Raw genomic sequence first — 22,467 nt, 5'->3', positions numbered from 1 at the left:
GATGAAAGCTCACGAGATCGCTTACGGTCAGCGCCTGCTGCGCGGCCAGGCGCCGTCCTACGAGCGCCTGCAGGCACGCCTGGCCGGCGACGGCAGCGAACCCCACGACCGACCACGGGCGGTGCATTGCGGCTGGGGCCGATTGCTGATCGGGCATACCTATGCCGACCCGCTGACCCTGGCCGAAGACCTGCTCGAGGAGCGTGGCGGCGAGCGCGACATCGCCCTGTACGTCGCCGCGCCTCAGCAGGTACTGGCCCAGGCACCGCAGCAGTTGTTCCTCGACCCGTCGGACACCTTGCGCCTGTGGTTCACCGACTACCGCCCGGCGCAACGGGTGTTTCGCGGTTTTCGCATCCGCCGGGCGCAGAGCGCGGCGGACTGGCAAGCCATCAACACCCTGTACCTGGCCCGCGGCATGCTGCCGGTCGATGTCGAGCGCCTCACCCCGCGCCATCAGGGCGGCCCGGTGTACTGGCTGGCCGAAGACGAGGACAGCAACGCAGTGATCGGCAGCGTCATGGGCCTGGACCACAGCAAGGCCTTCGACGACCCCGAGCACGGCTGCAGCCTGTGGTGCCTGGCGGTGGACCCGCACTGCACCCGCCCGGGGGTCGGCGAGGTGCTGGTGCGCCACCTGATCGAGCACTTCATGAGCCGTGGCCTGGCCTGCCTGGACCTGTCTGTCCTGCACGACAACCGCCAGGCCAAGCGCCTGTACAAGAAGCTGGGCTTTCGCAACCTGCCGACCTTCGCGGTCAAGCGCAAGAACGGCATCAACCAGCCACTGTTCCTCGGCCCCGGCCCGGAGGCGACTCTCAACCCCTACGCGCGAATCATCGTCGACGAGGCGCTGCGCCGGGGCATCGAGGTGCAGGTGGACGATGCTGGCGCAGGCTTGTTCACCCTCAGCCTGGGTGGCAGGCGGGTACGGTGCCGCGAGTCGCTGAGCGACCTGACCAGCGCCGTGACCATGACCCTGTGCCAGGACAAGCGCCTGACCCGGCAAGCCTTGCACCAGGCCGGGCTGCAAGTGCCGGCGCAGCAGTTGGCGGGCAACGCCGACGACAACCTGGCGTTTCTCGACGAACACGGCGCGCTGGTGGTCAAGCCCGTGGATGGCGAGCAAGGCCAGGGCGTGGCCGTAAACCTCACCTGCCACGAGGACGTCACCCACGCCGTGGAACAGGCCCGGCGTTTCGACAGCCGCGTGCTGCTGGAGAGTTTCCATGCCGGCAGCGACCTGCGCATCGTGGTGATCGGCTACGAAGTGGTGGCGGCGGCGATCCGTCATCCGGCGCAGGTGATTGGCGACGGCAGCCATAGCATTCGCGCGTTGATCCAGGCGCAAAGCCGCCGTCGCCAGGCGGCCACCGGCGGCGAGAGCCGCATACCGCTCGATGAGGAAACGGCACGCACGCTCAAGGCCGCCGGCCTGGGCTACGACGACATCCTCCCGGCCGGGCAGCGGCTGGCTGTGCGCCGCACCGCCAACCTGCATACCGGCGGCACCCTGGAGGACGTCACCGCGCGCCTGCACCCGGTGCTGGCCGATGCCGCCGTGCGCGCCGCCCGCGCCCTGGAAATTCCCGTGGTGGGCCTGGACTTCATGGTCCGCGATGCCGAGCACCCGGACTACGTGATCATCGAGGCCAACGAACGGGCCGGGCTGGCCAACCATGAACCGCAGCCGACGGCGGAACGCTTCGTCGATCTGCTGTTTCCGCATAGCCGGGCCTTGGCCTGACAGCCCCTCGGTTTCGTGCAGGAGCAGCCTTGTGTCGCGAAAGGGTGCGCAGCGCCCCCTCGGGTTTTCAGCTTCGCTGCATCCATTGCCGGGCCCGCTTTGCGGGCCTTTCGCGACACAAGGCCGCGCCTACAAAGACCTTGCGCCATGTGCAAATTCAACTCGACCGGAGACCTGGACATGTCCGAACGACACCTCGAACCCGACCTCGACTACCTCAAGCGGGTACTGCTGGAGATGCTCGCCATCCCCAGCCCCACCGGTTTCACCGACACCATCGTGCGCTACGTCGCCGAACGCCTGGACGAACTGGGCATTCCCTTCGAGCTGACTCGCCGCGGCACCATCCGCGCTACCCTCAAGGGTCGGCAGAATTCGCCCGACCGCGCCGTGTCCGCTCACCTGGACACCATCGGCGCCAGCGTGCGCCAGTTGCAGGACAACGGCCGCCTGGCACTGGCGGCGGTGGGCTGCTGGTCGAGCCGCTTCGCCGAGGGCAGCCGTGTCAGCGTGTTCACCGACACCGGCGTATACCGTGGCAGCGTGCTGCCGCTGATGGCCAGTGGGCACGCCTTCAACACCGCCATCGACCAGATGCCGGTCAGCTGGGAGCACGTGGAAGTGCGCCTGGACGCCTACTGCGCCACCCGCGCCGATTGTGAAGCGCTGGGGATCGCCATCGGCGACTTCGTCGCCTTCGACCCGCTGCCCGAATTCACCGAAAGCGGCCATATCAGTGCCCGGCACCTCGACGACAAGGCCGGCGTGGCCGCCTTGCTGGCGGCGCTCAAGGCCGTGGTGGAGAGCGGCCGTCAACCGCTGATCGACTGCCACCCGCTATTCACCATCACCGAGGAAACCGGCTCGGGCGCCGCAGGTGCCCTGCCCTGGGATGTCAGCGAGTTCGTCGGCATCGACATCGCGCCGGTGGCGCCGGGGCAGGCCTCCAGCGAGCATGCGGTGAGCGTGGCCATGCAGGATTCGTCCGGCCCCTACGACTACCACTTGTCGCGGCACCTGCTGAAACTGGCCGGCGACCAGGACCTGCCGGTACGCCGCGACCTGTTCCGCTACTACTTCAGCGACGCCCACTCGGCAGTGACCGCCGGGCATGATATCCGCACCGCGCTGGTGGCGTTCGGCTGCGATGCCACCCATGGTTATGAACGCACCCATATCGACAGCCTCGCCGCCCTGAGCAAACTATTGGCCGGCTACCTGCTCAGCCCACCGGTGTTCGCCAGCGACTCGCAACCGGCCAGCGCCTCGCTGGAGCGCTTCAGCCATCAGCTGGAACATGACGCGCAGATGGAGAGCGATACCCGGGTGCCGGCGGTGGACAGCCTGGTGGGAAACAAAGGCTGACGCCCTGGGCCCCAAGGATGGCCACAAATGCCGGTGCCTGCCACTGCGGTGCCTGGTTCGCCAGCAAGCTGGCTCCTACAGGCGTGAGCATGCTCTCTGACACAGCATGCTCACGCAATTTCACGTAGCATGCACACACCCCCACCACCATCGCCCCGACCATGCTGATCCCCCACGAGCAACTCGAAGCCGAAACCCTGACCCGCCTGATCGAAGACTTCGTTACCCGCGACGGCACCGACAACGGCGATGACACGCCGCTGGAAACCCGAGTCCTGCGCGTGCGCCAGGCGCTGGCCAGGGGCCAGGCGTTCATTCTGTTCGACCTGGAAAGCCAGCAGTGCCAGTTGCTGGCCAGGCACGAAGTGCCCCGCGAGTTGCTCGAGTGACGCCCCGGGCGCTGGCTATCAGGCTTGCGCCTCCTCCCGCGCCTGCGCCTTGATCCGCTTGTACACCTCGACCCGGTGTACCTCCACCTCGCGCGGTGCAATGATGCCGAAACGCACCTGCCCGCCCTTCTCGATCCCCATCACCTGGATGCGGATGTCATCTGCAATGACGATCACCTCGCCTTTTTCACGTCCGATTACCAGCATGTACCGATCCTCCTGCTCACGGGAAAATCGGAGACTGCACCGGCCGCCTTCACCTACTCAATCGTTCACCAGACAAATAGACCGATCCCACATAAAGCGGTAAATATCCCTACAGATCATTCCTGTTAATGGCTGTTTCTGCGCTGTTTCGCGCGCATTTTCAGCGCCATCTCGGCCATCTCGTCATACAGCCGCTGCGGCGCCTGGCACTTGAGCTGCCAGGCCTGGCGTCCGGCTTCGTGCGGCAGGATGAGGAACTCCCCCGCCGCGACCTGGGCATGGATATGCTCGGCGATATCGGCGGCACTGATCGGCGAGCCCTCGAGCAGCTTGCCCACCTGGGCCTTCATCGCCGGGTCCGGGCCGCGGAACGAGTCGAGCAGGTTGGTCTGGAAGAACGATGGGCAGACCACATGCACCGCCACCTCGACCTGGCGTAGTTCCACCAGCAGGCTCTCGGACAACGCCAGCACGCCGGCCTTGGCGACGTTGTAGTTGCTCATGCCCGGGCCCTGCATCAGGGCCGCCATCGAGGCGATATTGATGATCCGCCCACGGCTGCGCTCGAGCTGCGCCAGGAATGCCTTGCAGCCCTTGACCACGCCCATCAGGTTGACCGCGATCTGCCAGTCCCAATCCTCCAGGGACAACTCGGCGAAAAAACCACCCGCGGCCACCCCGGCATTGTTGACGATCGCGTCGATGCCGCCGAACTTCTCCTCGCAGGCCTGGGCCAAGGCGGTGAGCTGGCTGTAGTCGCGCACGTCGCAACGCTGGATGAAGCCGTCGCCGCCGGCCTGGCGCACCAGCGCCAGGGTTTCCTGCAGCCCGGCCTCGTTGACATCGGCCAAGGCCAGGCGCCAGCCGTCTCGCGCCCAGCGCAGGGCGATCTCGCGGCCCAGGCCGGAGCCGGCCCCGGTGATCATCATTCGGTTGTGCATGGTCAAGCGCCTTGAACAGTGAGAGTGGGCTGGAGTCTAGCCAGAACCCCCCCCTGGCGGTGCGGCATCAGGGTGCTGAATACAGCGGTATCCAAGCTGCGGGCGCCCCAAACGGATTGAATTTTTGCCTGACGGTACCGGTCGGAATCTGTAAGCGCCCGGCCTCGCCTGCGCCAGCCCTTCCATCACGCAAGGACTCCACCATGACCACGATCCTCATCATCATCCTGATCCTGCTGCTGATCGGTGGCTTACCGGTCTTCCCCCATTCCCGCGCCTGGGGCTATGGCCCGTCCGGTATTGTCGGCGTGGTGCTGGTGATCCTGCTGATCCTGGTGTTGCTGGGCCACATATGACGCCCTGAAACGACAACGCCCCGGCTTGGGCCGGGGCGTTGCGCGTTCAGCTCAACAGGTCAGTGCGAGACCGCGCCGCTGGCCCCCAGGCCAGTCTGCGAACGGACGAACTGCGGGAAGAACAGCGCGCGCTCGTCTTCAGCGGCCTTGGACTTGTCGGTGACCGAGAAGAACCAGATGCCGGCGAAGGCGATGATCATCGAGAACAGTGCCGGGTACTCATACGGGTAAATGGCTTTCTCATGGCCGAGGATCTGCACCCAGATGGTCGGGCCGAGGACCATCAGGCCCACCGCGCTGATCAAGCCCATCCAGCCACCGATCATGGCGCCGCGGGTGGTCAGCTTCTTCCAGTACATCGAGAGCAGCAGGACCGGGAAGTTGCAGCTGGCGGCGATGGAGAACGCCAGGCCGACCATGAAGGCGATGTTCTGGTTCTCGAACAGGATGCCCAGGCCAATCGCCAGCACGCCCAGGGCAACGGTGGTGATCTTCGACACGCGAATCTCGTCCTTGTCGTTGGCCTTGCCTTTGCGCCAGACACTGGCGTAAAGGTCGTGGGACACCGCCGAGGCGCCAGCCAGGGTCAAGCCGGCGACCACCGCCAGGATGGTGGCGAAGGCCACCGCCGAGATGAAGCCGAGGAAGATGCTACCGCCCACCGCATCGGCCAGGTGCACCGCGGCCATGTTGTTGCCACCCAGCAGGGCGCCGGCGGCATCCTTGAAGTCCGGGTTGGTGCTGACCAGCAGGATCGCGCCGAAACCGATGATGAAGGTCAGGATGTAGAAATAGCCGATGAAGCCAGTGGCGTAGAGCACGCTCTTGCGCGCTTCCTTGGCATCGCTGACGGTGAAGAAACGCATCAGGATGTGCGGCAGGCCAGCGGTACCGAACATCAGCGCCAGGCCCAGCGAGAACGCCGAAATCGGGTCCTTGACCAGGCCGCCCGGGCTCATGATCGCCTCGCCCTTGGCATGCACCTTGATTGCCTCGGAGAACAGCGTGTTGAAGTCGAAGCCCACGTGTTTCATCACCATCAGTGCCATGAAGCTGGCACCGGACAGCAGCAGCACCGCCTTGATGATCTGCACCCAGGTGGTGGCGAGCATGCCGCCGAACAACACGTACAGGCACATCAGGATGCCAACCAGGATCACCGCGACATGGTAGTCGAGGCCGAACAGCAGTTGGATCAGCTTGCCGGCACCGACCATCTGCGCGATCAGGTAGAAGGCCACCACCACCAGCGAGCCGGAGGCCGACAGGGTGCGGATCTCTTTTTGCCCGAGGCGGTATGAGGCGACGTCGGCGAAGGTGTACTTGCCAAGGTTGCGCAGGCGTTCGGCAATCAGGAACAGGATGATCGGCCAGCCGACCAGGAAACCGATGGAGTAGATCAGGCCATCGTAGCCGGAGGTGAACACCAGCGCGGAAATGCCCAGGAACGAGGCCGCCGACATGTAGTCGCCGGCAATCGCCAGGCCGTTCTGGAAGCCGGTGATGCGGCCACCGGCAGCATAATAGTCAGACGCCGACTTGTTGCGCTTGGAGGCCCAGTAGGTAATCCCCAGGGTGAAACAAACGAAGGCCACGAACATGGCGATCGCCGAAACGTTCAGCGGCTGCTTGTGCACCTCGCCGGTCAGGGCGTCGGCGGCCCACACGGCGGGTGCGAAAGCGCCGCAGGCCAGAACGGCCAGGGTCTTGGCGTGACGGATCATTGCTTGGCCTCCTCGAGGATCGCCTTGTTCAATTCATCGAACTCGCCGTTGGCGCGGCGCACGTAGATGGCGGTGAGCACGAACGCCGAGACGATCAGGCCGACACCCAGGGGAATACCCCAGGTGATCGACGAATCGGGGCTCAACTTGGCACCCAGCAGATGCGGGCCATAGGCGATGAGGAGGATGAAGGCGCAGTAGAGGCCGAGCATGATCGCCGAGAGAATCCAGGCGAAACGCTCGCGCTTGGTGACCAGCTCCTTGAAGCGCGGGCTGTTCTGTATCGAGAGGTAAATGCTGTCGTTCATTGTTTTTGTCCTAGCAGCACAGATTAGGGAGAACCCGACTCCACTTTATGCTGCCGTTGGACGCCAACCAGACGACCTTAGTCTTAGATGCAACGGTGTTTTACAGATTTGGTAACAACCCGTCGTAGATCGCGGGCCAAGCCCACTCCCACGCAGTACTTCGAAATCCGCGGGAGCGGGCTTGGCCCGCGATAGGCATACGCCAACTTCCGATTATTTACCCGTCCACTCCTTGACCCGTTCCGGGTGCTTGGCCACCCAGTCCTTGGCCGCGGCTTCAGGCTTGGCACCCTCCTGGATCGCCAGCATCACCTCGCCGATCTCATCCTTGGACTGCCACTGGAATTTCTTCAGGAACTCGGCCACTTCCGGTGCCTTGCTCGCCAGCTCCTTGCTGCCGATGCTGTTGACCGTCTCGGCCGCGCCATAGACGCCCTTGGGGTCCTCGAGGAACTTCAGCTTCCACTTGGCGAACATCCAGTGCGGCACCCAGCCAGTCACCGCGATGGACTGCTGCTTGGCGTAGGAACGCCCCAGCTCGGCGGTCATCGCCGCGCCAGAACTGGCGGTGAGCTTGTAGCCCGTCAGCTCGTAGTCCTTGATCGCCTGCTCGGTCTTGAGCATCACCCCGGAACCGGCGTCGATGCCGACGATCTTCTGCTTGAAGCTGGTGTCGGTCTTGAGGTCGGCAATGCTGCTGGCCTTGACGTACTCGGGGACGATCAGGCCGATCTTGGCGTCCTTGAAGTTGGGGCCGTAGTCGACCACGTTGTCCTTGTTCTTGGCCCAATACTCGCCGTGGGTCACCGGCAGCCACGCCGACAGCATGGCATCCAGCTTGCCGGTGGCCACGCCCTGCCACATGATGCCGGTGGCCACCGCCTGCAGCTTCACGTCATAGCCGAGTTTCTGCCTGATCACTTCGGCGGCCACGTTGGTGGTCGCCACGCTGTCCGACCAGCCGTCCACGTAACCGATGCTTACTTCCTTGGCCATTGCCTGCGCGGTGCTCATGGCCAATACCAGGGCGGTGCCCACGCCCAGGAAACGTCGCATTCTTGTAATCGTCATCAAGGCATCCCCTCGTCAGGTCTTGGAGAGTGCATCATCGACCTGCCCCCGCGCGCGACCTGCTCTGTCAGCGACCTCCAGCGAACGATCAGCGACAGCACTGTGCCATTAACGCCATCGCGCGCCGTGGCCCTGCGCGATCCTTGCATGCCAAAGGCTTGGCGGCGGGCTACTATCACAGGCCCTTGGGGCGGCACAGCAGCCCCGTATCCGAATTCGACGATGGACCGCCCGATGTCGCGCCTTCTCTACCTGTTCGCCTGCCTGCTGGCCATGCTTGGCCTGGGCGCCCTCTGGCATGGCCTGGGCAAGCCCGTGCACCTGCCCGACGCCGCCAGCCCGACGCACAAGCTGCAATGCGCCTCCTACACCCCATTCGACAAGGACCAGTCGCCGTTCGACCAGCCGTTTCGCTTGCGCCCAGCACGCATGGACGCCGACCTGGCACTGCTCGCCGAGCGTTTCCAGTGCATTCGCACCTATTCGCAGACCGGCCTCGAGGCGATCCCGGCGCTGGCCCGCAAGCACGGCCTGAAAGTGATGCTCGGCGCCTGGGTCAACGCCAACCCGGTCGACACCGACAAGGAAATCGACCTGCTGATCGCCGCCGCCAAGGCCAACCCGGACGTGGTCAGCGCGGTGATCGTCGGCAACGAGGCGTTGCTACGCAAGGAGGTCACCGGCCAGCGCCTGGCCGCGCTGGTCGCCAAGGTCAAAAGCCAGGTGCAGGTGCCGGTGACCTACGCCGATGTCTGGGAGTTCTGGCTGCAACACCCCGAGGTGGCGCCGGCGGTGGACTTCCTGACCATCCACCTGCTGCCGTACTGGGAGGACAATCCGCACGGCATCGACGCGGCGCTGGCCCATGTCGCCGAGGTGCGCCAGGTGTTCGGCAAGCGTTTCGCGCCCAAGGATGTGCTGATTGGCGAAACCGGCTGGCCCAGCGAAGGCCGCCAGCGCGAGACCGCGGTGCCGAGCGGGGTCAACGAGGCGCGTTTCATCCGTGGCTTCGTCGCCCTGGCCGAGGCCAATGGCTGGCGCTACAACCTGATCGAGGCCTTCGACCAGCCGTGGAAACGTGCCAGCGAAGGCGCGGTAGGTGGTTATTGGGGCCTGTACGATGCCGACCGCCAGGACAAGGGCGTGCTCGAAGGGCCGGTGAGCAACCTGGCGCTGTGGCCGCAATGGTGGCTGGCCAGCGCACTGGTGTTGCTGGCCACCCTGGCGTTGGCCGGGCGCCCGGCGGATCGCCGCGCCGCCCTGCTGCTGCCGCTGCTGGCGGCGCTGGGCGCCGCCAGCCTGGGACTGTGGGGCGAGCTGATGCGTACCCATGCGAGGTTCGCCGGGGAATGGCTATGGGCGCTGGCATTGACCGGGTTGAACCTGCTGGTGCTGGCCCACGCGGCCTTGGCCCTGGCCCGGCGCGAGGGCTGGCGGCAACGGCTGTTTGCCTGGCTGCAGGCGCGCGCCGGCATCTGGCTGCTGGCCGCAGGCTTCGCCGCGGCGGTCAGCATGCTGGCGCTGGTGTTCGACCCGCGCTATCGCAGCTTCCCCAGTGCCGCGCTGCTACTGCCGGCGGTAGTTTATCTGCTCCGGCCGGTGCCGGCGCGGCGGGCGGAGGTGGCGTTGCTGGCGTTCATCGTCGGCGCCGGCATAGCACCCCAGTTGTGGCGCGAGGGGCTGGCCAACCAGCAGGCCTGGGGCTGGGCGCTGGTTAGCGTGCTGATGGTCGGGGCACTGTGGCGCAGCCTCAGGTTGCGCCCCGCGCTCACCTCCTGACCAACCGCAAGCCGGCCAAGACCAGCGCAAATACCGCGATGCTCGCGGTATACAGCACCAACGCCGGTACCCCGCACAGCAGCGCCAGCCCTGCCAGCCATCTGCCGCCCCGACGGGGCGTTACCTGGGCCAACAGTGCCAGCCCCAGCGCCGCCCAGGCCATCACCTGAAAGTGAATCGCCAGCCCCATCAGCGACCGTACCCGGCACTGCCAGAGTTCGCCAGGCACCGCGCACAAGCCCACCCAGCGGGCGTCCTCCATCAACCCGTAACGCACGCCATAACTGGCTGCCAGCCACGACGCCAGACACAACACCGCCCAGACCGGCCACGAACGCGTCATCCAGCTCTCCCATTGCGGTAATCGAAATGCTGCATGATCCCCCAGGGGGCGTTGTAAGGCAAAATCATGGCCCTGCAGCTATGTTGCACAAGACACGGATTGCCGGCTGCGGCAACATCTGGCGCGACAAAGGCATGAGCGGCGGGCAACTTTGCACCCGTTGCCATGGTCCTAGCCTGCGTACTGCACGACCTTGCGTTTTCCTGGGGGACTACATGCTTCGATCTTTGCGCCTGGCCGCCCTGCTCGGTGGCCTGCTCGTGACGGCGATCGCTTCGGCGCGGGACATCGACCCGCAAAGCTACGGCTATCCGCTGAAAAACCCGTTCGAGGCGACCATCGCCACCACCCCGCCGGACCAGCGCCCGACGCTGCCCAGCGACGATGACATCGACCAGGCCGATTACAGCCTCAACCTGCGCCCAGAGCGCGAGTTCACCCTGCCGGACAACTTCTGGCCGGTGAAGAAGCTGCGCTATCGACTGGCTCGACAAGACCACCAGGCGCCACTGATCTTCCTCATCGCCGGCACCGGGGCGCCCTATTCCAGCAGCATCAACGAATACCTGAAGAAGCTGTTCTACCAAGCCGGCTACCACGTGGTTCAATTGTCCTCGCCGACCAGCTGGGACTTCATGAGCGCCGCCTCGCGCTTCGCCACCCCCGGCGTGTCGCGCGACGACGCCGAGGACCTGTACCGGGTGATGCAGGCCGTGCGCGCCCAGCACGCGAGCCTGCCGATCAGCGAGTTCTACCTCAGCGGCTACAGCCTCGGCGCGCTGGATGCGGCGTTCGTCAGCCACCTGGACGAAACCCGGCGCAGCTTCAACTTCAAGCGCGTGCTGCTGCTCAATCCGCCGGTCAACCTGTACACCTCGATCAGCAAGCTGGACAAGCTGGTGCAAACCCGAGTCAAGGGCATCGACAAGAGCACCACCTTCTATGAGCTGATGCTGGAAAAACTCACGCGTTACTTCCAGGAAAAGGGCTACATCGACCTCAACGAGGCACTGTTGTACGACTTCCAGCAGTCCCGCGAGCACTTGTCCAACGAGCAAATGGCCATGCTCATTGGCACCTCGTTCCGCTTCTCGGCGGCCGATATCGCCTTCACCTCCGACCTGATCAACCGCCGCGGCCTGATCATCCCGCCGAAGTTCCCGATCACCGAGGGCAGCAGCCTCACGCCGTTCTTCAAGCGGGCCCTGCAATGCGACTTCGACTGCTACCTGACCGAGCAGGTGATCCCCATGTGGCGCGCGCGCACCGACGGCAACAGCCTGCTGCAACTGATCGACCAGGTCAGCCTGTACGCCCTGGAAGACTACCTGCGCAGCAGCCCAAAGATTGCCGTGATGCACAACGCCGACGACGTGATCCTCGGCCCCGGCGACATCGGTTTCCTGCGCCGGGTGTTCGGCGAACGCCTGACGCTCTACCCCCATGGCGGCCATTGCGGCAACCTCAACTACCGCGTCAACAGCGACGCCATGCTGGAGTTCTTCCGTGGTTAACAGACTGCTGCTCGTCACCGCCCTGCTCGCCAGCGCCCAGGCCCTGGCCGACGAAGTCGCGCCACGGGCCAGCGTGGTCGAGGCCGACAACATCGGTACCTTGTCGGCCGAGGCCGATGGGTTTCTCGACCCGCTGCGCGAACTGAAATTCAACCCTGGGCTCGACCAGCGCGAGTTCGAACGCTCGACCCTGGCCGCGCTGAACGTCTACGACCCGCTGGAATCGATGAACCGGCGCGTCTACCACTTCAACTACCGCTTCGATCAGTGGGTATTCCTGCCGGTGGTGGATGGCTACCGCTACATCACCCCCGGCTTCGTGCGCACCGGGGTAAGCAACTTCTTCAACAACCTCGGTGATGTGCCGAACCTGTTCAACAGCGTGCTGCAGCTCAAGCCCAAGCGCTCGGCCGAGATCACCGCGCGGCTGATGTTCAACACCCTGATTGGCGTGGGCGGCCTGTGGGACCCGGCGACCAAGATGGGCTTGCCGCGCCAGAGCGAGGACTTCGGCCAGACCCTGGGTTTCTATGGCGTGCCCGAAGGGCCGTACCTGATGCTGCCGATCCTCGGCCCGTCGAACCTGCGCGACACCACCGGGCTGGTGGTGGACTACGTGGGGGAGAAGGAAATCAACTACCTGGGCGTGCCCGACAGCGCCAGCGACCATCCGGAAATTACCCTGCTGCGGGCGGTGGACAAGCGCTACAACACCAACTTCAGCTATGGCCAGACCAACTCGCCGTTCGAGTACGAGAAGCTGCGCTACGTGTATACCCAGGCGCGCAAGTTGCAGATCGCCGAATAAGGCCCTCCACGCCCCCTGTAGGAGCGGCCTTGTGCCGCGAAAGGGCTGCAGAGCAGCCCCGGGATGTCTGCCCACCTCAAGATTGCCGGGGCCGCAAAGCGGCCCTTTCGCGGCACAAGGCCGCTCCTACAGAGGCAGGTGTGCGACCTGGATCATCAGATCCCCAGGAACTGACACAGCTCGCGCTTCTTGGCCAAGGCATCCTTGCGTCCCAACTCGATCAACTCGCTGCAATAGCTGGCCTCGAACAACAGGTAGCTGAGCACCCCCGCCCCGCTGGTTTTGGTGGCCCCCGGCCCACGCAGGAACAACCTGAGCGCCGCAGGCAATTCACGCCTGTGACGGGCGGCGATCTCGTCCAGAGGCTGGCTGGGCGCCACCACCAGCACCTCGATCGGCGCCAGGCCCAGGCGGCGGGCGTCCAGGTGCGCGGGCAACAGGTGGCTGAGGTGGTTGAGCCGCTGCAACAGCTCGATATCGTCCTCGAGGCTGTCGATGAAGGTGCTGTTGAGCATGTGCCCGCCGATCTGCGCCAGGCTCGGCTGCTGGCCACTGAACAGCCGTTGGCTTGGCAAGGGTGGCGCTGGCCGCTGTGGGTTGCCACTGACGCCCACCACCAGCACGCGGCTGGCGCCCAGGTGCAGCGCCGGGCTGATCGGCGCCGATTGGCGTACTGCGCCATCGCCGTAGAACTCCTCGCCCAGGCGCACCGGGGCGAACAGCAGCGGGATCGCCGAACTGGCCAGCAGGTGGTCGATGGTCAAGGGCGTGGGCATGCCGATGCGCCGATGGCGCAGCCAGGGTTCGATGGTGTCGCGGCCCTGGTAGAAGGTCACCGCCTGGCCGGACTCGTAGCCAAAAGCGGTGACGGCAATGGCACGCAGCTGGTTGCTGGCCAGGGAATGGGCGATGCCGTCCAGGTCCAGGTGCTCGCGCAACAGGCCACGTAACGGGCTGCTGTCGAGCAATGCCACCGGTGCCTGGCCGCCTATGCCCAGCAGGCTGTGGCCAACGAAGCGGCTGGCCTGGCGGATCACCCCGGGCCAGTCGCTGCGCAGCACCAGGTGGCTGCGAAAATTCTGCCAGAAGGCCGTCAGGTGCTGCACCGACTCGCCGAAACGCGTGGCGCCACTGGCCAGCTTGACGGCATTGATGGCGCCAGCGGAGGTGCCGACGATCACCGGGAACGGATTGGCGGCGCCGGCGGGCAGTAGTTCGGCGATGCCGGCCAGCACGCCGACCTGGTAGGCGGCGCGGGCACCGCCGCCGGAGAGGATAAGGCCGGTGGTTGAGGTCATGCATCCTTCCTGGAGTCAGTAGTTGCCAGTACCGGCCCTAGCGCGGGGCAAGCCCGCTCCCACGCAGCCTAGCGCTGTTTCTTGTCGTACAACCGCGGTTCGCCCTCAGGCCGCGACTTGAAGCGTCGGTGCGCCCACAAATACTGCTCCGGGCATTCGCGCAATACGCCTTCGACCCACTGGTTGATACGCAGGCAGTCGACCTCTTCGGTTTCGCCAGGGAAGTCCGCCAGCGGCGGGTGCACCACCAGACGATAGCCGCTGCCGTCCTCCAGGCGCTTCTGGGTGAACGGAATCACCCGCGCCTTACCCAAACGGGCGAACTTGCTGGTGGCGGTGACGGTTGCGGCAGGAATACCGAACAGCGGTACGAAGATACTTTGCTTCATGCCGTAGTCCTGGTCCGGCGCATACCAGATCGCCCGGCCCTTGCGCAGCAGCTTGAGCATGCCGCGCACGTCGTCGCGCTCCACCGCCAGCGAGTCGAGGTTGTGCCGCTCGCGGCCCCGACGCTGGATGAAATCGAACACCGGGTTGCCATGCTCGCGGTACATGCCGTCGATGGTGTGAACCTGGCCCAGCAGCGCGGCGCCGATCTCCAGGGTGGTGAAGTGCACGGCCATCAGGATCGCGCCCTCGCCGTCGCGCTGGGCGGCCTGCAGGTGCTCGAGGCCTTCGATATGCGCCAGGCGCGCCAGGCGGGCCTTGGGCCACCACCAGCTCATCGCCATCTCGAAAAAGGCGATGCCGGTAGAGGCGAAGTTTTCCTTGAGCAGGCGCTGCCGTTCGTCGCCGGACAGCGCCGGGAAGCACAGCTCAAGATTGCGCGCGGCGATGCGTCGGCGCTCGCCGGCCACCCGGTACATCACCGCGCCCAGGCCGCGCCCCAGCCCGAGCAGGGCGCGGTAGGGCAGCTGCGCGACCAGCCACAGCAGGCCCAGGCCCAGCCACAGGGCCCAGAATCGGGGGTGAAGGAAAAGGGGGCGAAAACGCGGGCGTTCCATTGAAGCTTCCGGCAAGACAAGGGCTGGGCATTCTACATCGGTTGCGGGCAATCGGTCTTATCGCTATAAGTCAGGGCACTTTTCTCGCAACAAGCCGTCTATGCAGACCATGAGCCTCAACCAGACACCCGACAACGCCCCCGTGTTCCAGCTCAAGGGCAGCATGCTTGCCATCACCGTGCTGGAACTGGCGCGCAACGACCTAGAATCCCTCGACCGCCAGCTGGCGGCGAAGGTGGCGCAGGCGCCGAACTTCTTCAGCAACACCCCGCTGGTGCTGGCCCTGGACAAACTGCCCGCCGACGAGGGCGCCATCGACCTGCCCGGGCTGATGCGCGTGTGCCGTCACCATGGCCTGCGCACCCTGGCGATCCGCGCCAGCCGCATCGAGGACATCGCCGCGGCGATCGCCATCGACCTGCCGGTGCTGCCGCCGTCCGGTGCCCGCGAGCGCCCGGTCGAGCCTGAGCCCGAGGTGAAGGCGCCCGAGCCTGCCCCCGCGCCACCACCGGCGCCGGCCGAGCCCGAAGTGCGCCCGACGCGGATCATCACCTCGACCGTGCGCGGCGGCCAGCAGATCTACGCCCAGGGCGGCGACCTGGTGGTCACCGGTTCCGTCAGCCCCGGCGCGGAACTTCTCGCCGATGGCAACATCCATGTGTACGGCGCCATGCGTGGTCGTGCCCTGGCAGGTATCAAGGGTAATACCAAGGCACGCATCTTCTGCCTGCAGATGACCGCGGAAATGGTCTCGATCGCCGGCCAGTACAAAGTCTGCGAAGACTTGCGCCGCGACCCGCTGTGGGGCTTGGGCGTACAGGTCAGCCTGTCCGGCGACGTGTTGAACATCACCCGTCTTTAACGGATACTTGCCGGCATTTTTAGCGCAACTTTTTCCTGTTGCCGTTTTTATGTATTTGCAGGGACGCCTGTCCCGTTTATTTAGGGGTGAAACACCTTGGCCAAGATTCTCGTGGTTACTTCCGGCAAGGGGGGTGTGGGCAAGACCACCACCAGCGCCGCTATCGGTACCGGCCTCGCACTGCGCGGGCACAAGACTGTCATCGTCGACTTCGACGTCGGCCTGCGTAACCTCGACCTGATCATGGGCTGCGAACGCCGCGTGGTGTACGACTTCGTCAACGTGGTCAATGGCGAAGCCAACCTGCAACAGGCCCTGATCAAGGACAAGCGCCTCGAGAACCTGTTCGTGCTGGCCGCCAGCCAGACCCGCGACAAGGACGCACTGACCAAGGAAGGCGTCGAGAAGGTGCTGATGGAGCTCAAGGAGCAGTTCGACTTCGTCGTCTGCGACTCGCCCGCCGGTATCGAGAAAGGCGCCCACCTGGCGATGTACTTCGCCGACGAAGCCATTGTCGTGACCAACCCCGAGGTGTCCTCGGTGCGTGACTCCGACCGCATGATCGGCCTGCTGTCGAGCAAGTCGCGTCGTGCCGAGCAAGGCGAAGACCCGATCAAGGAACACCTGCTGATCACCCGCTACCACCCCGAGCGCGTCGAGAAAGGCGAAATGCTTGGCGTCGAAGACGTCAAGGAAATCCTTTCGGTCGAACTGCTGGGCGTGATCCCCGAATCGCAAGCCGTGCTCAAGGCTTCCAACCAGGGCATCCCGGTCATCCTTGACGACCAGAGCGATGCCGGCCAGGCCTATAGCGATACCGTCGACCGCCTGCTGGGCAAGCCAAAGCCGCTGCGGTTCATCGAAGTGCCGAAGCAAGGATTCTTCGCGCGCCTGTTTGGAGGCAAGTAAACCATGAACCTTTTTGACTTCTTTCGTGGCAGACAGAAACAAAGCAGCGCGTCGGTAGCGAAAGAGCGTCTACAGATCATCGTGGCGCACGAGCGTGGCCAGCGCAGCACCCCGGACTACCTGCCTGCCCTGCAGAAAGAGCTGGTCGAGGTGATCCGCAAATACGTCAACATCGGCAACGACGACGTGCAGATCGAACTGGAAAACCAGGGCAGCTGCTCGATCCTGGAGCTGAACATCACCTTGCCCGAGCGCTGATCCAGCAGCTTCGAGCCGATCCTGGGGCTGCTTCGCAGCCCTTTCGCGACACAAGGCCGCTCCTACAGGGTTACGCAACCTCTGTAGGAGCGGCCTTGTGTCGCGAAAGGGCCGCAAGGCGGCCCCAGTGGTTTCCATACGCATAGAGAACCTGCAATGCCGCTGTCGAACATCCAGATCCTTCACGAAGACGCCGCCATCCTGGTGATCAACAAACCGACCCTGCTGCTGTCGGTGCCGGGCCGCGCCGAGGACAACAAGGACTGCCTGATCACTCGCCTGCAGGAAAACGGCTACCCCGACGCCCTGATCGTCCACCGCCTGGACTGGGAAACCTCAGGGATCATCCTGCTCGCCCGCGACGCCGACAGCCACCGCGAACTGTCGCGCCAATTCCACGACCGTGAAACCGAAAAGGCCTACACCGCACTGTGCTGGGGCCAGCCGGCCCTGGACAGCGGCAGCATCGACCTGCCGCTGCGCTACGACCCGCCGACCAAGCCACGTCACGTGGTGGACCACGAACAAGGCAAGCACGCCCTGACCTTCTGGCGCATCGTCGAGCGCCGCGCCGATCATTGCCGGGTCGAGCTGACGCCCATCACCGGGCGCTCGCACCAGCTGCGCGTGCACATGTTGTCGATCGGCCATCCGCTGCTGGGCGACCGGCTGTACGCCAACCCTGAAGCGCTGGCGGCCCATGAGCGGCTGTGCCTGCATGCGTCGATGCTGAGCTTTACCCATCCAGTTTCTGGCGAACGCCTGAAATTCGAGTGCCCGGCACCGTTTTGAAGTTGTTCGCCGGCAAGCCGGCTCCTACAGAGTGCCCGTTGTAGGAGCCGGCTTGCCGGCGAACAGGCCGACACAATTTGTCGAGCAATTACGCTAAACTCGCGCCACTGCTGTCTGGAGTGACTTATGCGCGATGCCCTGAACGCCGGCCTGATCGAATTCCTCAAGGCCTCCCCGACGCCCTTCCACGCCACCGCCAGCCTCGTGCAGCGCCTCGAGGCTGCTGGTTACCAGCGCCTGGACGAGCGCGACAGCTGGGCCACGGTGCCTGGTGGTCGCTACTACGTGACCCGCAACGACTCCTCGATCATCGCCATCAAGCTCGGCAAGCTGTCGCCGCTGCTGGCCGGCATCCGCATGGTCGGCGCCCACACCGACAGCCCGTGCCTGCGGGTCAAGCCGCAGCCTGAACTGCAGCGCCAGGGCTTCTTGCAACTGGGCGTCGAAGTGTATGGCGGCGCCCTGCTGGCGCCATGGTTCGACCGCGACCTGTCGCTGGCCGGTCGGGTGACCTTCCGCCGTGACGGCAAGGTCGAGAGCCAACTGATCGACTTCAAGCTACCAATCGCGGTGATCCCCAACCTGGCGATCCACCTCAACCGCACCGCCAACGAAGGCTGGCCGATCAACCCGCAGAATGAGTTGCCGCCGATACTGGCGCAGGTGGCGGGTGACGAGCGTATCGATTTCCGCGCCCTGCTCACCGAGCAACTGGCCCGCGAGCACGACCTCAACGCCGATGTGGTGCTCGACTACGAGCTGAGCTTCTACGACACCCAGGACGCCGCCCTGATCGGCCTGAACGGTGACTTCATCGCCGGCGCGCGCCTGGACAACCTGCTGTCGTGCTATGCCGGCCTGCAGGCGTTGCTCGGCGCCGACAGCGACGAAACCTGCGTGCTGGTGTGCAACGACCACGAGGAAGTCGGCTCCTGCTCGGCCTGTGGCGCCGACGGCCCGATGCTCGAGCAGACCTTGCAACGCCTGCTGCCGGACAACGACGACTACGTGCGCACGGTCCAGCGCTCGCTGATGGTCTCGGCCGACAACGCCCACGGCGTGCACCCCAACTATGCCGACAAGCACGACGGCAACCATGGGCCCAAGCTCAACGCCGGGCCGGTGATCAAGGTCAACAACAACCAGCGCTACGCCACCAACAGCGAAACCGCCGGTTTCTTCCGCCACCTGTGCATGGCCGAGGAAGTACCGGTGCAAAGCTTCGTGGTGCGCAGCGACATGGGCTGCGGCTCGACCATCGGCCCGATCACCGCCAGCCATCTGGGGGTGCGCACCGTCGACATTGGCCTGCCGACCTTCGCCATGCACTCGATCCGCGAACTGTGCGGCAGCCAGGACCTGGCTCACCTGGTGAAGGTGCTCATGGCGTTCTACCGCAGCCGCGATTTGCCTTGAAATGCCGTTCGCCGGCAAGCCGGCTCCTGCGCAACGCCTGTAGGAGCCAGCTTGCTGGCGAACCAGGCGACGCGGTGAATGGCACCGGCTATGCCGGTGTTCGCCGGCGAGCCGGCTCCTACGCCGTCTGCGACCTGCCCACCCGCAGGCCGACTGGCCGGTGCCCCCTCACCTGTCCCCGGTCAACCCGCTTCGCCGGTAAGCCGCTATGCTTGAAGCATGGCCCCAAAAAACAGAAGGATTCTGTCCATGTCATCGCCGTTCCTGTCCTTGTTCGTGCCGGTGTTCCTGTTCCTGATGCTGCTGACCATCGGTTTCAGCCTGCGCGAGCGCAACGTCGGGGTGCTGATGATGTGGATCGGCACCCTCGGCATCTTTGGCCTCACCTGTTGGAAGATCCTCGAGAAACTGCCGTCGTAAACCTCTACACTCGGGCAATCGTTTGACCTGAGGTAGATTTCCCGGTGCCAGCCTTCCTGCGTTGCATCACGTTGCTGTTCCTGTTGTTCGTCACCCCGGTGCACGCCGCCGGCCTGCCGGGTCTGCTCGGTTCGAGCGCCCCCGCCCAGCCCGAGGCCAGCGAGCCCTTGGGCAAGTCACTGGACGAGGTGATCAAGAACCTGGAAAACGACCAGCAACGGGCCAAGCTGCTGGCTGACCTGAAGAAGCTGCGCGACGCCACCAAGCAATCGCAACCCAGTGTCGAACAGGGCGTGCTCGGCTTGATCGGCGGCGCCCTGCACGACTTCGAAAAGCAGTTCAGCGGCGATGCCAGCCCGTTCAACCGCTGGTCGCAGGAGATCGACCAGGCCCAGGAGGAACTGGCCGCTCTAGTGGTGCCGGTGCACCAATGGCCGGCGATCCTGTTCGGCTTCGCCGGGGTGATCGCGGTCTGGGCCCTGCTGGCCTACGCCTTCAACTGGATCGGCCACCGCGTGCGCCTGCGCTTTGGCCTCACCGAGGAACTGCCCCAGCATCCGCGCACCTGGGACCTGGTGCGCTTCGCCCTGCGCAAGCTCGGGCCCTGGCTGGTGGCGCTGGTGTTCACCGTCTACCTGAGCATCGTGCTGCCCGCCTCGCTGGGCAAGTCGATGGCCATGGTGCTGGCCTACGCGCTGGTGGTCGGCACCCTGTTCTCGGCGATCTGCGTGATAGCCTTCTCGCTGCTCGACGGCCCGCACCGCCACCGCGCCCTGTACATCCTGCGCCACCAGGCGTTTCGCCCGCTGTGGCTGATCGGCAGCTTCGCCGCGTTCGGCGAGGCGATGAGCGATCCGCGCCTGACCACGGCCCTGGGCAGCCACCTGGCCCACGCCCTGGCGACCCTGGCCAATGTCGTCGCCGCGCTGTGCACCGGCTTGTTCATCCTGCGCTTCCGTAGGCCGATCGCCCACCTGATCCGCAACCAGCCGCTGTCCCGGCGCCTGACCCGGCGCACCCTGAGCGACACCATCGAGATCCTCGGCAGCTTCTGGTACATCCCGGCGCTGATCCTGGTGGCGATCTCGCTGTTCGCCACCTTCGTCTCCGCCGGCGACACCAGCACCGCCCTGCGCCAATCGCTGATGTGCACTGTGCTGGTGGTGGTATGCATGGTGCTCAACGGCCTGGTACGCCGCCACGCCGCCAACCCCAAGCGTGCCAACAAGCGCCAGGCGGTGTACGCCGAACGCCTGCGCAACTTCGCCTACCTGCTGGTGCACCTGTTCATCTGGCTGGTGTTCATCGAACTCGGCCTGCGCGTGTGGGGCCAGTCGATGATCGGCTTCGCCGAAGGTGATGGCCATGAGGTGAGCCTGCGCCTGCTGGGCCTGGCCGGCACGCTGATCGTCGCCTGGCTGGTGTGGATCCTTGCCGATACCGCCGTGCACCACGCCCTGGTGCGCTCGCGCCGGGGCATGGCCAACGCCCGCGCGCAAACCATGATGCCGCTGATCCGCAACGTGATGTTCGTGGTGATCTTCATCATCGCGGTGATCGTCGCCCTGGCCAACATGGGCATGAACGTGACCCCGCTGCTGGCCGGTGCCGGGGTCATCGGCCTGGCCATCGGCTTCGGCGCGCAGTCGCTGGTGGCCGACCTGATCACCGGGCTGTTCATCATCATCGAGGACTCGCTGGCCATCGACGACTACGTCGATGTCGGCGGCCACCTGGGCACGGTCGAGGGCCTGACCATCCGCACCGTGCGCCTGCGCGACATCGACGGCATCGTGCACACCATCCCGTTCAGCGAGATCAAGAGCATCAAGAACTACTCCCGCGAGTTCGGCTACGCGATCTTCCGCGTGGCGATCCCGCACAGCATGAATATCGATCAGGCCATCACGCTGATCCGCGAGGTCGGCCAAAAGCTGCGCAACGACCCGCTGATGCGTCGCAATATCTGGTCGCCGCTGGAGTTGCAGGGGGTGGAGAGTTTCGAGTCGGGCTCGGCGATCCTGCGCGCGCGGTTCAAGACCGCGCCGATCAAGCAGTGGGAAGTGTCGCGGGCGTTCAACCTGGCGTTGAAACGCCAGCTCGATGAAGCCGGCCTGGACCTGGCGACGCCGCGGTTGTCGGTGCAGGTGGTGACGGCCGGTGGCGGCGCGGCGGCCGATTAACCTGCAGTGTCGGAGCGGCGCAGGCTTGAGATTGTCTACCCCGCCTCGGCGCGAATGCGGATCGCATCGTGCCGCCAATACTCCAGGTCGCAGTCGATCAGATGCCCATGCTGGTCGCTGTTGACCCGGGTGATATGCAGCCCCGGGCTGCCCGTCGACACCCTCAGCGCCGCCGCCGCCTCGACCGGCAAGGCCGTCGGCAAGATCTCGAAGCGCACCTGCCCGTAATGAATGGCGTACTCCCGCGCATAGATCTCGGTCAGCGACTGGGCCAGGTCCAGGGCGAGGATCCCGGGGAAGTAGCACGGGTTGAGGTAGTGCTCGGCGTACAACACCGCCCGCCCGTCGATGCGCCGTAGCCGGCAGATTCGCACCACGCTGGACAGCGCTGGCAGGCGCAAGCGCGCACAGATCGCCGCCGGCGCCGGTTGCAGGCGCGCTGACAACAGCTCGGTACTGGGTAGGCGCCCCTGGTCACGGACCATGGCATGGAAGTGGCTGCGCTCGATCAGGTCGTAGGTCAGGCGCTGCGGGGCGACGAACCAACCACGCCGTTCCTCGCGGTAGATCAGCCCCTTGGCCTCCAGTTGCACCAGCGCCTCGCGCAGGGTGATGCGCGTGGTGTCGAATACCTCGCTGAGCCGCCGTTCGGCCGGCAGCTTGCCGCCTGGGGTCAGCAGGCCGTGTTCGATCTGCTCCTGCAAGGCATGGCAGATGGCTGTTACCGCGCGCGGTGGCGTCGCTTGCATCGAAAGGTTACCTATCTGGACTAG

23 protein-coding genes are annotated in these 22,467 nt (G+C 65.3%); 14 read left to right on the top strand and 9 right to left on the bottom strand.

Features of this window, described 5'->3' with window-relative positions; all coding sequences use genetic code 11:
• Position 1: 1 nt before the first annotated feature.
• From ngg to ACODS5_RS12240, 3 genes are all read left to right on the top strand, one after another.
• Positions 2–1,747 carry an N-acetylglutaminylglutamine synthetase gene (gene ngg / locus ACODS5_RS12250; RefSeq protein ID WP_489108781.1) on the top strand — a complete coding sequence of 582 codons (1,746 nt, stop codon included), beginning with the start codon at positions 2–4 and terminating at the stop codon, positions 1,745–1,747.
• Positions 1,748–1,927: 180 nt separating this feature from the next.
• Positions 1,928–3,112 (top strand): osmoprotectant NAGGN system M42 family peptidase, encoded by a 1,185-nt coding sequence (locus ACODS5_RS12245; RefSeq protein ID WP_489108780.1) that lies wholly within the window; start codon positions 1,928–1,930, stop codon positions 3,110–3,112.
• A gap of 161 nt (positions 3,113–3,273) precedes the next feature.
• Positions 3,274–3,501, top strand: a complete 228-nt coding sequence (locus ACODS5_RS12240) for a YheU family protein (RefSeq protein WP_489108779.1) — start codon at positions 3,274–3,276, stop codon at positions 3,499–3,501.
• Between the two features lie 18 nt (positions 3,502–3,519).
• Here ACODS5_RS12240 and csrA read toward each other — a convergent pair whose 3' ends face one another.
• Together csrA and ACODS5_RS12230 are read right to left on the bottom strand one after the other, a co-directional pair.
• Positions 3,520–3,708, bottom strand: a complete 189-nt coding sequence (csrA, locus tag ACODS5_RS12235; RefSeq protein ID WP_134689276.1) for a carbon storage regulator CsrA — start codon at positions 3,706–3,708, stop codon at positions 3,520–3,522.
• A gap of 125 nt (positions 3,709–3,833) precedes the next feature.
• On the bottom strand, positions 3,834–4,649 hold the full coding sequence (locus ACODS5_RS12230) for an SDR family oxidoreductase (RefSeq protein ID WP_134689278.1): 816 nt from the start codon (positions 4,647–4,649) through the stop codon (positions 3,834–3,836).
• 203 nt (positions 4,650–4,852) lie between these two features.
• On the opposite strand from ACODS5_RS12230, the gene ACODS5_RS12225 reads away from it, so the two are divergent.
• Positions 4,853–5,005, top strand: a complete 153-nt coding sequence (locus ACODS5_RS12225) for a DUF3309 family protein (RefSeq protein WP_134689280.1) — start codon at positions 4,853–4,855, stop codon at positions 5,003–5,005.
• A 59-nt stretch (positions 5,006–5,064) separates the two neighbouring features.
• Here the strand turns inward: ACODS5_RS12225 and ACODS5_RS12220 are convergent, their stop codons facing one another.
• The 3 genes from ACODS5_RS12220 to ACODS5_RS12210 all read right to left on the bottom strand — a co-directional run bounded on the left by ACODS5_RS12220 (position 5,065) and on the right by ACODS5_RS12210 (position 8,108).
• On the bottom strand, positions 5,065–6,729 hold the full coding sequence (locus tag ACODS5_RS12220; protein ID WP_134689282.1) for a cation acetate symporter: 1,665 nt from the start codon (positions 6,727–6,729) through the stop codon (positions 5,065–5,067).
• Complete coding sequence (locus ACODS5_RS12215; RefSeq protein ID WP_134689284.1) at positions 6,726–7,037, bottom strand: DUF485 domain-containing protein; 312 nt, start codon at positions 7,035–7,037, stop codon at positions 6,726–6,728. Before ACODS5_RS12215 ends, ACODS5_RS12220 begins: the two co-directional genes overlap by 4 nt.
• A 213-nt stretch (positions 7,038–7,250) precedes the next feature.
• Positions 7,251–8,108 (bottom strand): glycine betaine ABC transporter substrate-binding protein, encoded by an 858-nt coding sequence (locus ACODS5_RS12210; protein WP_253095653.1) that lies wholly within the window; start codon positions 8,106–8,108, stop codon positions 7,251–7,253.
• A 222-nt stretch (positions 8,109–8,330) separates the two neighbouring features.
• On the opposite strand from ACODS5_RS12210, the gene ACODS5_RS12205 reads away from it, so the two are divergent.
• Positions 8,331–9,887: a glycoside hydrolase family 17 protein gene (locus tag ACODS5_RS12205; RefSeq protein WP_489108778.1), complete on the top strand. Its 1,557-nt coding sequence runs from the start codon at positions 8,331–8,333 to the stop codon at positions 9,885–9,887.
• Here ACODS5_RS12205 and ACODS5_RS12200 read toward each other — a convergent pair.
• A complete protein-coding gene (locus tag ACODS5_RS12200) occupies positions 9,877–10,230 on the bottom strand; it encodes a hypothetical protein (protein WP_134689288.1) in 354 nt (117 codons plus the stop codon). The two genes, ACODS5_RS12205 and ACODS5_RS12200, sit on opposite strands and share 11 nt — an antisense overlap.
• Positions 10,231–10,445: 215 nt before the next feature.
• On the opposite strand from ACODS5_RS12200, the gene ACODS5_RS12195 reads away from it, so the two are divergent.
• On the top strand, positions 10,446–11,744 hold the full coding sequence (locus ACODS5_RS12195; protein WP_134689290.1) for a serine/threonine protein kinase: 1,299 nt from the start codon (positions 10,446–10,448) through the stop codon (positions 11,742–11,744).
• Positions 11,737–12,552, top strand: a complete 816-nt coding sequence (locus ACODS5_RS12190; RefSeq protein WP_134689292.1) for an MlaA family lipoprotein — start codon at positions 11,737–11,739, stop codon at positions 12,550–12,552. The genes ACODS5_RS12195 and ACODS5_RS12190 overlap by 8 nt, the downstream gene beginning before the upstream one ends.
• A gap of 155 nt (positions 12,553–12,707) precedes the next feature.
• On the opposite strand, the gene ACODS5_RS12185 is transcribed toward ACODS5_RS12190, so the two are convergent.
• On the bottom strand, positions 12,708–13,850 hold the full coding sequence (locus ACODS5_RS12185) for a patatin-like phospholipase family protein (protein WP_134689294.1): 1,143 nt from the start codon (positions 13,848–13,850) through the stop codon (positions 12,708–12,710).
• Positions 13,851–13,918: 68 nt separating this feature from the next.
• Positions 13,919–14,854, bottom strand: coding sequence for a lipid A biosynthesis lauroyl acyltransferase (locus tag ACODS5_RS12180; protein ID WP_489108777.1), 936 nt, complete (start codon positions 14,852–14,854; stop codon positions 13,919–13,921).
• 100 nt (positions 14,855–14,954) lie between these two features.
• Between ACODS5_RS12180 and minC the strand changes: the two genes are divergently transcribed.
• From minC to ACODS5_RS12145, 7 genes are all read left to right on the top strand, one after another.
• Positions 14,955–15,716, top strand: coding sequence for a septum site-determining protein MinC (minC, locus tag ACODS5_RS12175; protein ID WP_134689297.1), 762 nt, complete (start codon positions 14,955–14,957; stop codon positions 15,714–15,716).
• 96 nt (positions 15,717–15,812) lie between these two features.
• Entirely contained in the window at positions 15,813–16,625 is an 813-nt protein-coding gene (gene minD, locus ACODS5_RS12170; protein ID WP_110736460.1) for a septum site-determining protein MinD, read from the top strand.
• Between the two features lie 3 nt (positions 16,626–16,628).
• Positions 16,629–16,883 (top strand): cell division topological specificity factor MinE, encoded by a 255-nt coding sequence (gene minE / locus ACODS5_RS12165; RefSeq protein ID WP_134689299.1) that lies wholly within the window; start codon positions 16,629–16,631, stop codon positions 16,881–16,883.
• A 156-nt stretch (positions 16,884–17,039) separates the two neighbouring features.
• On the top strand, positions 17,040–17,675 hold the full coding sequence (locus tag ACODS5_RS12160; protein ID WP_134689301.1) for an RluA family pseudouridine synthase: 636 nt from the start codon (positions 17,040–17,042) through the stop codon (positions 17,673–17,675).
• Positions 17,676–17,801: 126 nt separating this feature from the next.
• Positions 17,802–19,091, top strand: coding sequence for a M18 family aminopeptidase (locus tag ACODS5_RS12155; RefSeq protein ID WP_134689303.1), 1,290 nt, complete (start codon positions 17,802–17,804; stop codon positions 19,089–19,091).
• A 249-nt stretch (positions 19,092–19,340) separates the two neighbouring features.
• Positions 19,341–19,511: a hypothetical protein gene (locus ACODS5_RS12150; protein WP_167388396.1), complete on the top strand. Its 171-nt coding sequence runs from the start codon at positions 19,341–19,343 to the stop codon at positions 19,509–19,511.
• Positions 19,512–19,555: 44 nt separating this feature from the next.
• Positions 19,556–21,694 (top strand): mechanosensitive ion channel domain-containing protein, encoded by a 2,139-nt coding sequence (locus tag ACODS5_RS12145; RefSeq protein ID WP_489108776.1) that lies wholly within the window; start codon positions 19,556–19,558, stop codon positions 21,692–21,694.
• A gap of 35 nt (positions 21,695–21,729) precedes the next feature.
• Here ACODS5_RS12145 and ACODS5_RS12140 read toward each other — a convergent pair whose 3' ends face one another.
• Positions 21,730–22,443 carry a UTRA domain-containing protein gene (locus ACODS5_RS12140; RefSeq protein ID WP_134689306.1) on the bottom strand — a complete coding sequence of 238 codons (714 nt, stop codon included), beginning with the start codon at positions 22,441–22,443 and terminating at the stop codon, positions 21,730–21,732.
• Between the last annotated feature and the right edge of the window lie 24 nt (positions 22,444–22,467).

The sequence above is a fragment of the Pseudomonas sp. FG47 genome, from assembly GCF_057809115.1.
Note: the sequence above shows the minus strand (reverse complement) of the source record. Positions and strands in the feature narration are given on the sequence as shown.

Coding starts and splice junctions, on each gene's coding strand:
- ACODS5_RS12160 (WP_134689301.1), top strand. CDS start 17,040: ATGCCGCTGTCGAACATCCAGATCCTTCACGAAGACGCCGCCATCCTG.
- ACODS5_RS12225 (WP_134689280.1), top strand. CDS start 4,853: ATGACCACGATCCTCATCATCATCCTGATCCTGCTGCTGATCGGTGGC.
- ngg (WP_489108781.1), top strand. CDS start 2: ATGAAAGCTCACGAGATCGCTTACGGTCAGCGCCTGCTGCGCGGCCAG.
- ACODS5_RS12195 (WP_134689290.1), top strand. CDS start 10,446: ATGCTTCGATCTTTGCGCCTGGCCGCCCTGCTCGGTGGCCTGCTCGTG.
- ACODS5_RS12200 (WP_134689288.1), bottom strand. CDS start 10,230: ATGACGCGTTCGTGGCCGGTCTGGGCGGTGTTGTGTCTGGCGTCGTGG.
- ACODS5_RS12150 (WP_167388396.1), top strand. CDS start 19,341: ATGTCATCGCCGTTCCTGTCCTTGTTCGTGCCGGTGTTCCTGTTCCTG.
- ACODS5_RS12230 (WP_134689278.1), bottom strand. CDS start 4,649: ATGCACAACCGAATGATGATCACCGGGGCCGGCTCCGGCCTGGGCCGC.
- minE (WP_134689299.1), top strand. CDS start 16,629: ATGAACCTTTTTGACTTCTTTCGTGGCAGACAGAAACAAAGCAGCGCG.
- ACODS5_RS12210 (WP_253095653.1), bottom strand. CDS start 8,108: ATGACGATTACAAGAATGCGACGTTTCCTGGGCGTGGGCACCGCCCTG.
- ACODS5_RS12185 (WP_134689294.1), bottom strand. CDS start 13,850: ATGACCTCAACCACCGGCCTTATCCTCTCCGGCGGCGGTGCCCGCGCC.
- ACODS5_RS12245 (WP_489108780.1), top strand. CDS start 1,928: ATGTCCGAACGACACCTCGAACCCGACCTCGACTACCTCAAGCGGGTA.
- csrA (WP_134689276.1), bottom strand. CDS start 3,708: ATGCTGGTAATCGGACGTGAAAAAGGCGAGGTGATCGTCATTGCAGAT.
- ACODS5_RS12180 (WP_489108777.1), bottom strand. CDS start 14,854: ATGGAACGCCCGCGTTTTCGCCCCCTTTTCCTTCACCCCCGATTCTGG.
- ACODS5_RS12220 (WP_134689282.1), bottom strand. CDS start 6,729: ATGATCCGTCACGCCAAGACCCTGGCCGTTCTGGCCTGCGGCGCTTTC.
- ACODS5_RS12155 (WP_134689303.1), top strand. CDS start 17,802: ATGCGCGATGCCCTGAACGCCGGCCTGATCGAATTCCTCAAGGCCTCC.
- ACODS5_RS12205 (WP_489108778.1), top strand. CDS start 8,331: ATGGACCGCCCGATGTCGCGCCTTCTCTACCTGTTCGCCTGCCTGCTG.
- ACODS5_RS12140 (WP_134689306.1), bottom strand. CDS start 22,443: ATGCAAGCGACGCCACCGCGCGCGGTAACAGCCATCTGCCATGCCTTG.
- minC (WP_134689297.1), top strand. CDS start 14,955: ATGCAGACCATGAGCCTCAACCAGACACCCGACAACGCCCCCGTGTTC.
- ACODS5_RS12215 (WP_134689284.1), bottom strand. CDS start 7,037: ATGAACGACAGCATTTACCTCTCGATACAGAACAGCCCGCGCTTCAAG.
- ACODS5_RS12240 (WP_489108779.1), top strand. CDS start 3,274: ATGCTGATCCCCCACGAGCAACTCGAAGCCGAAACCCTGACCCGCCTG.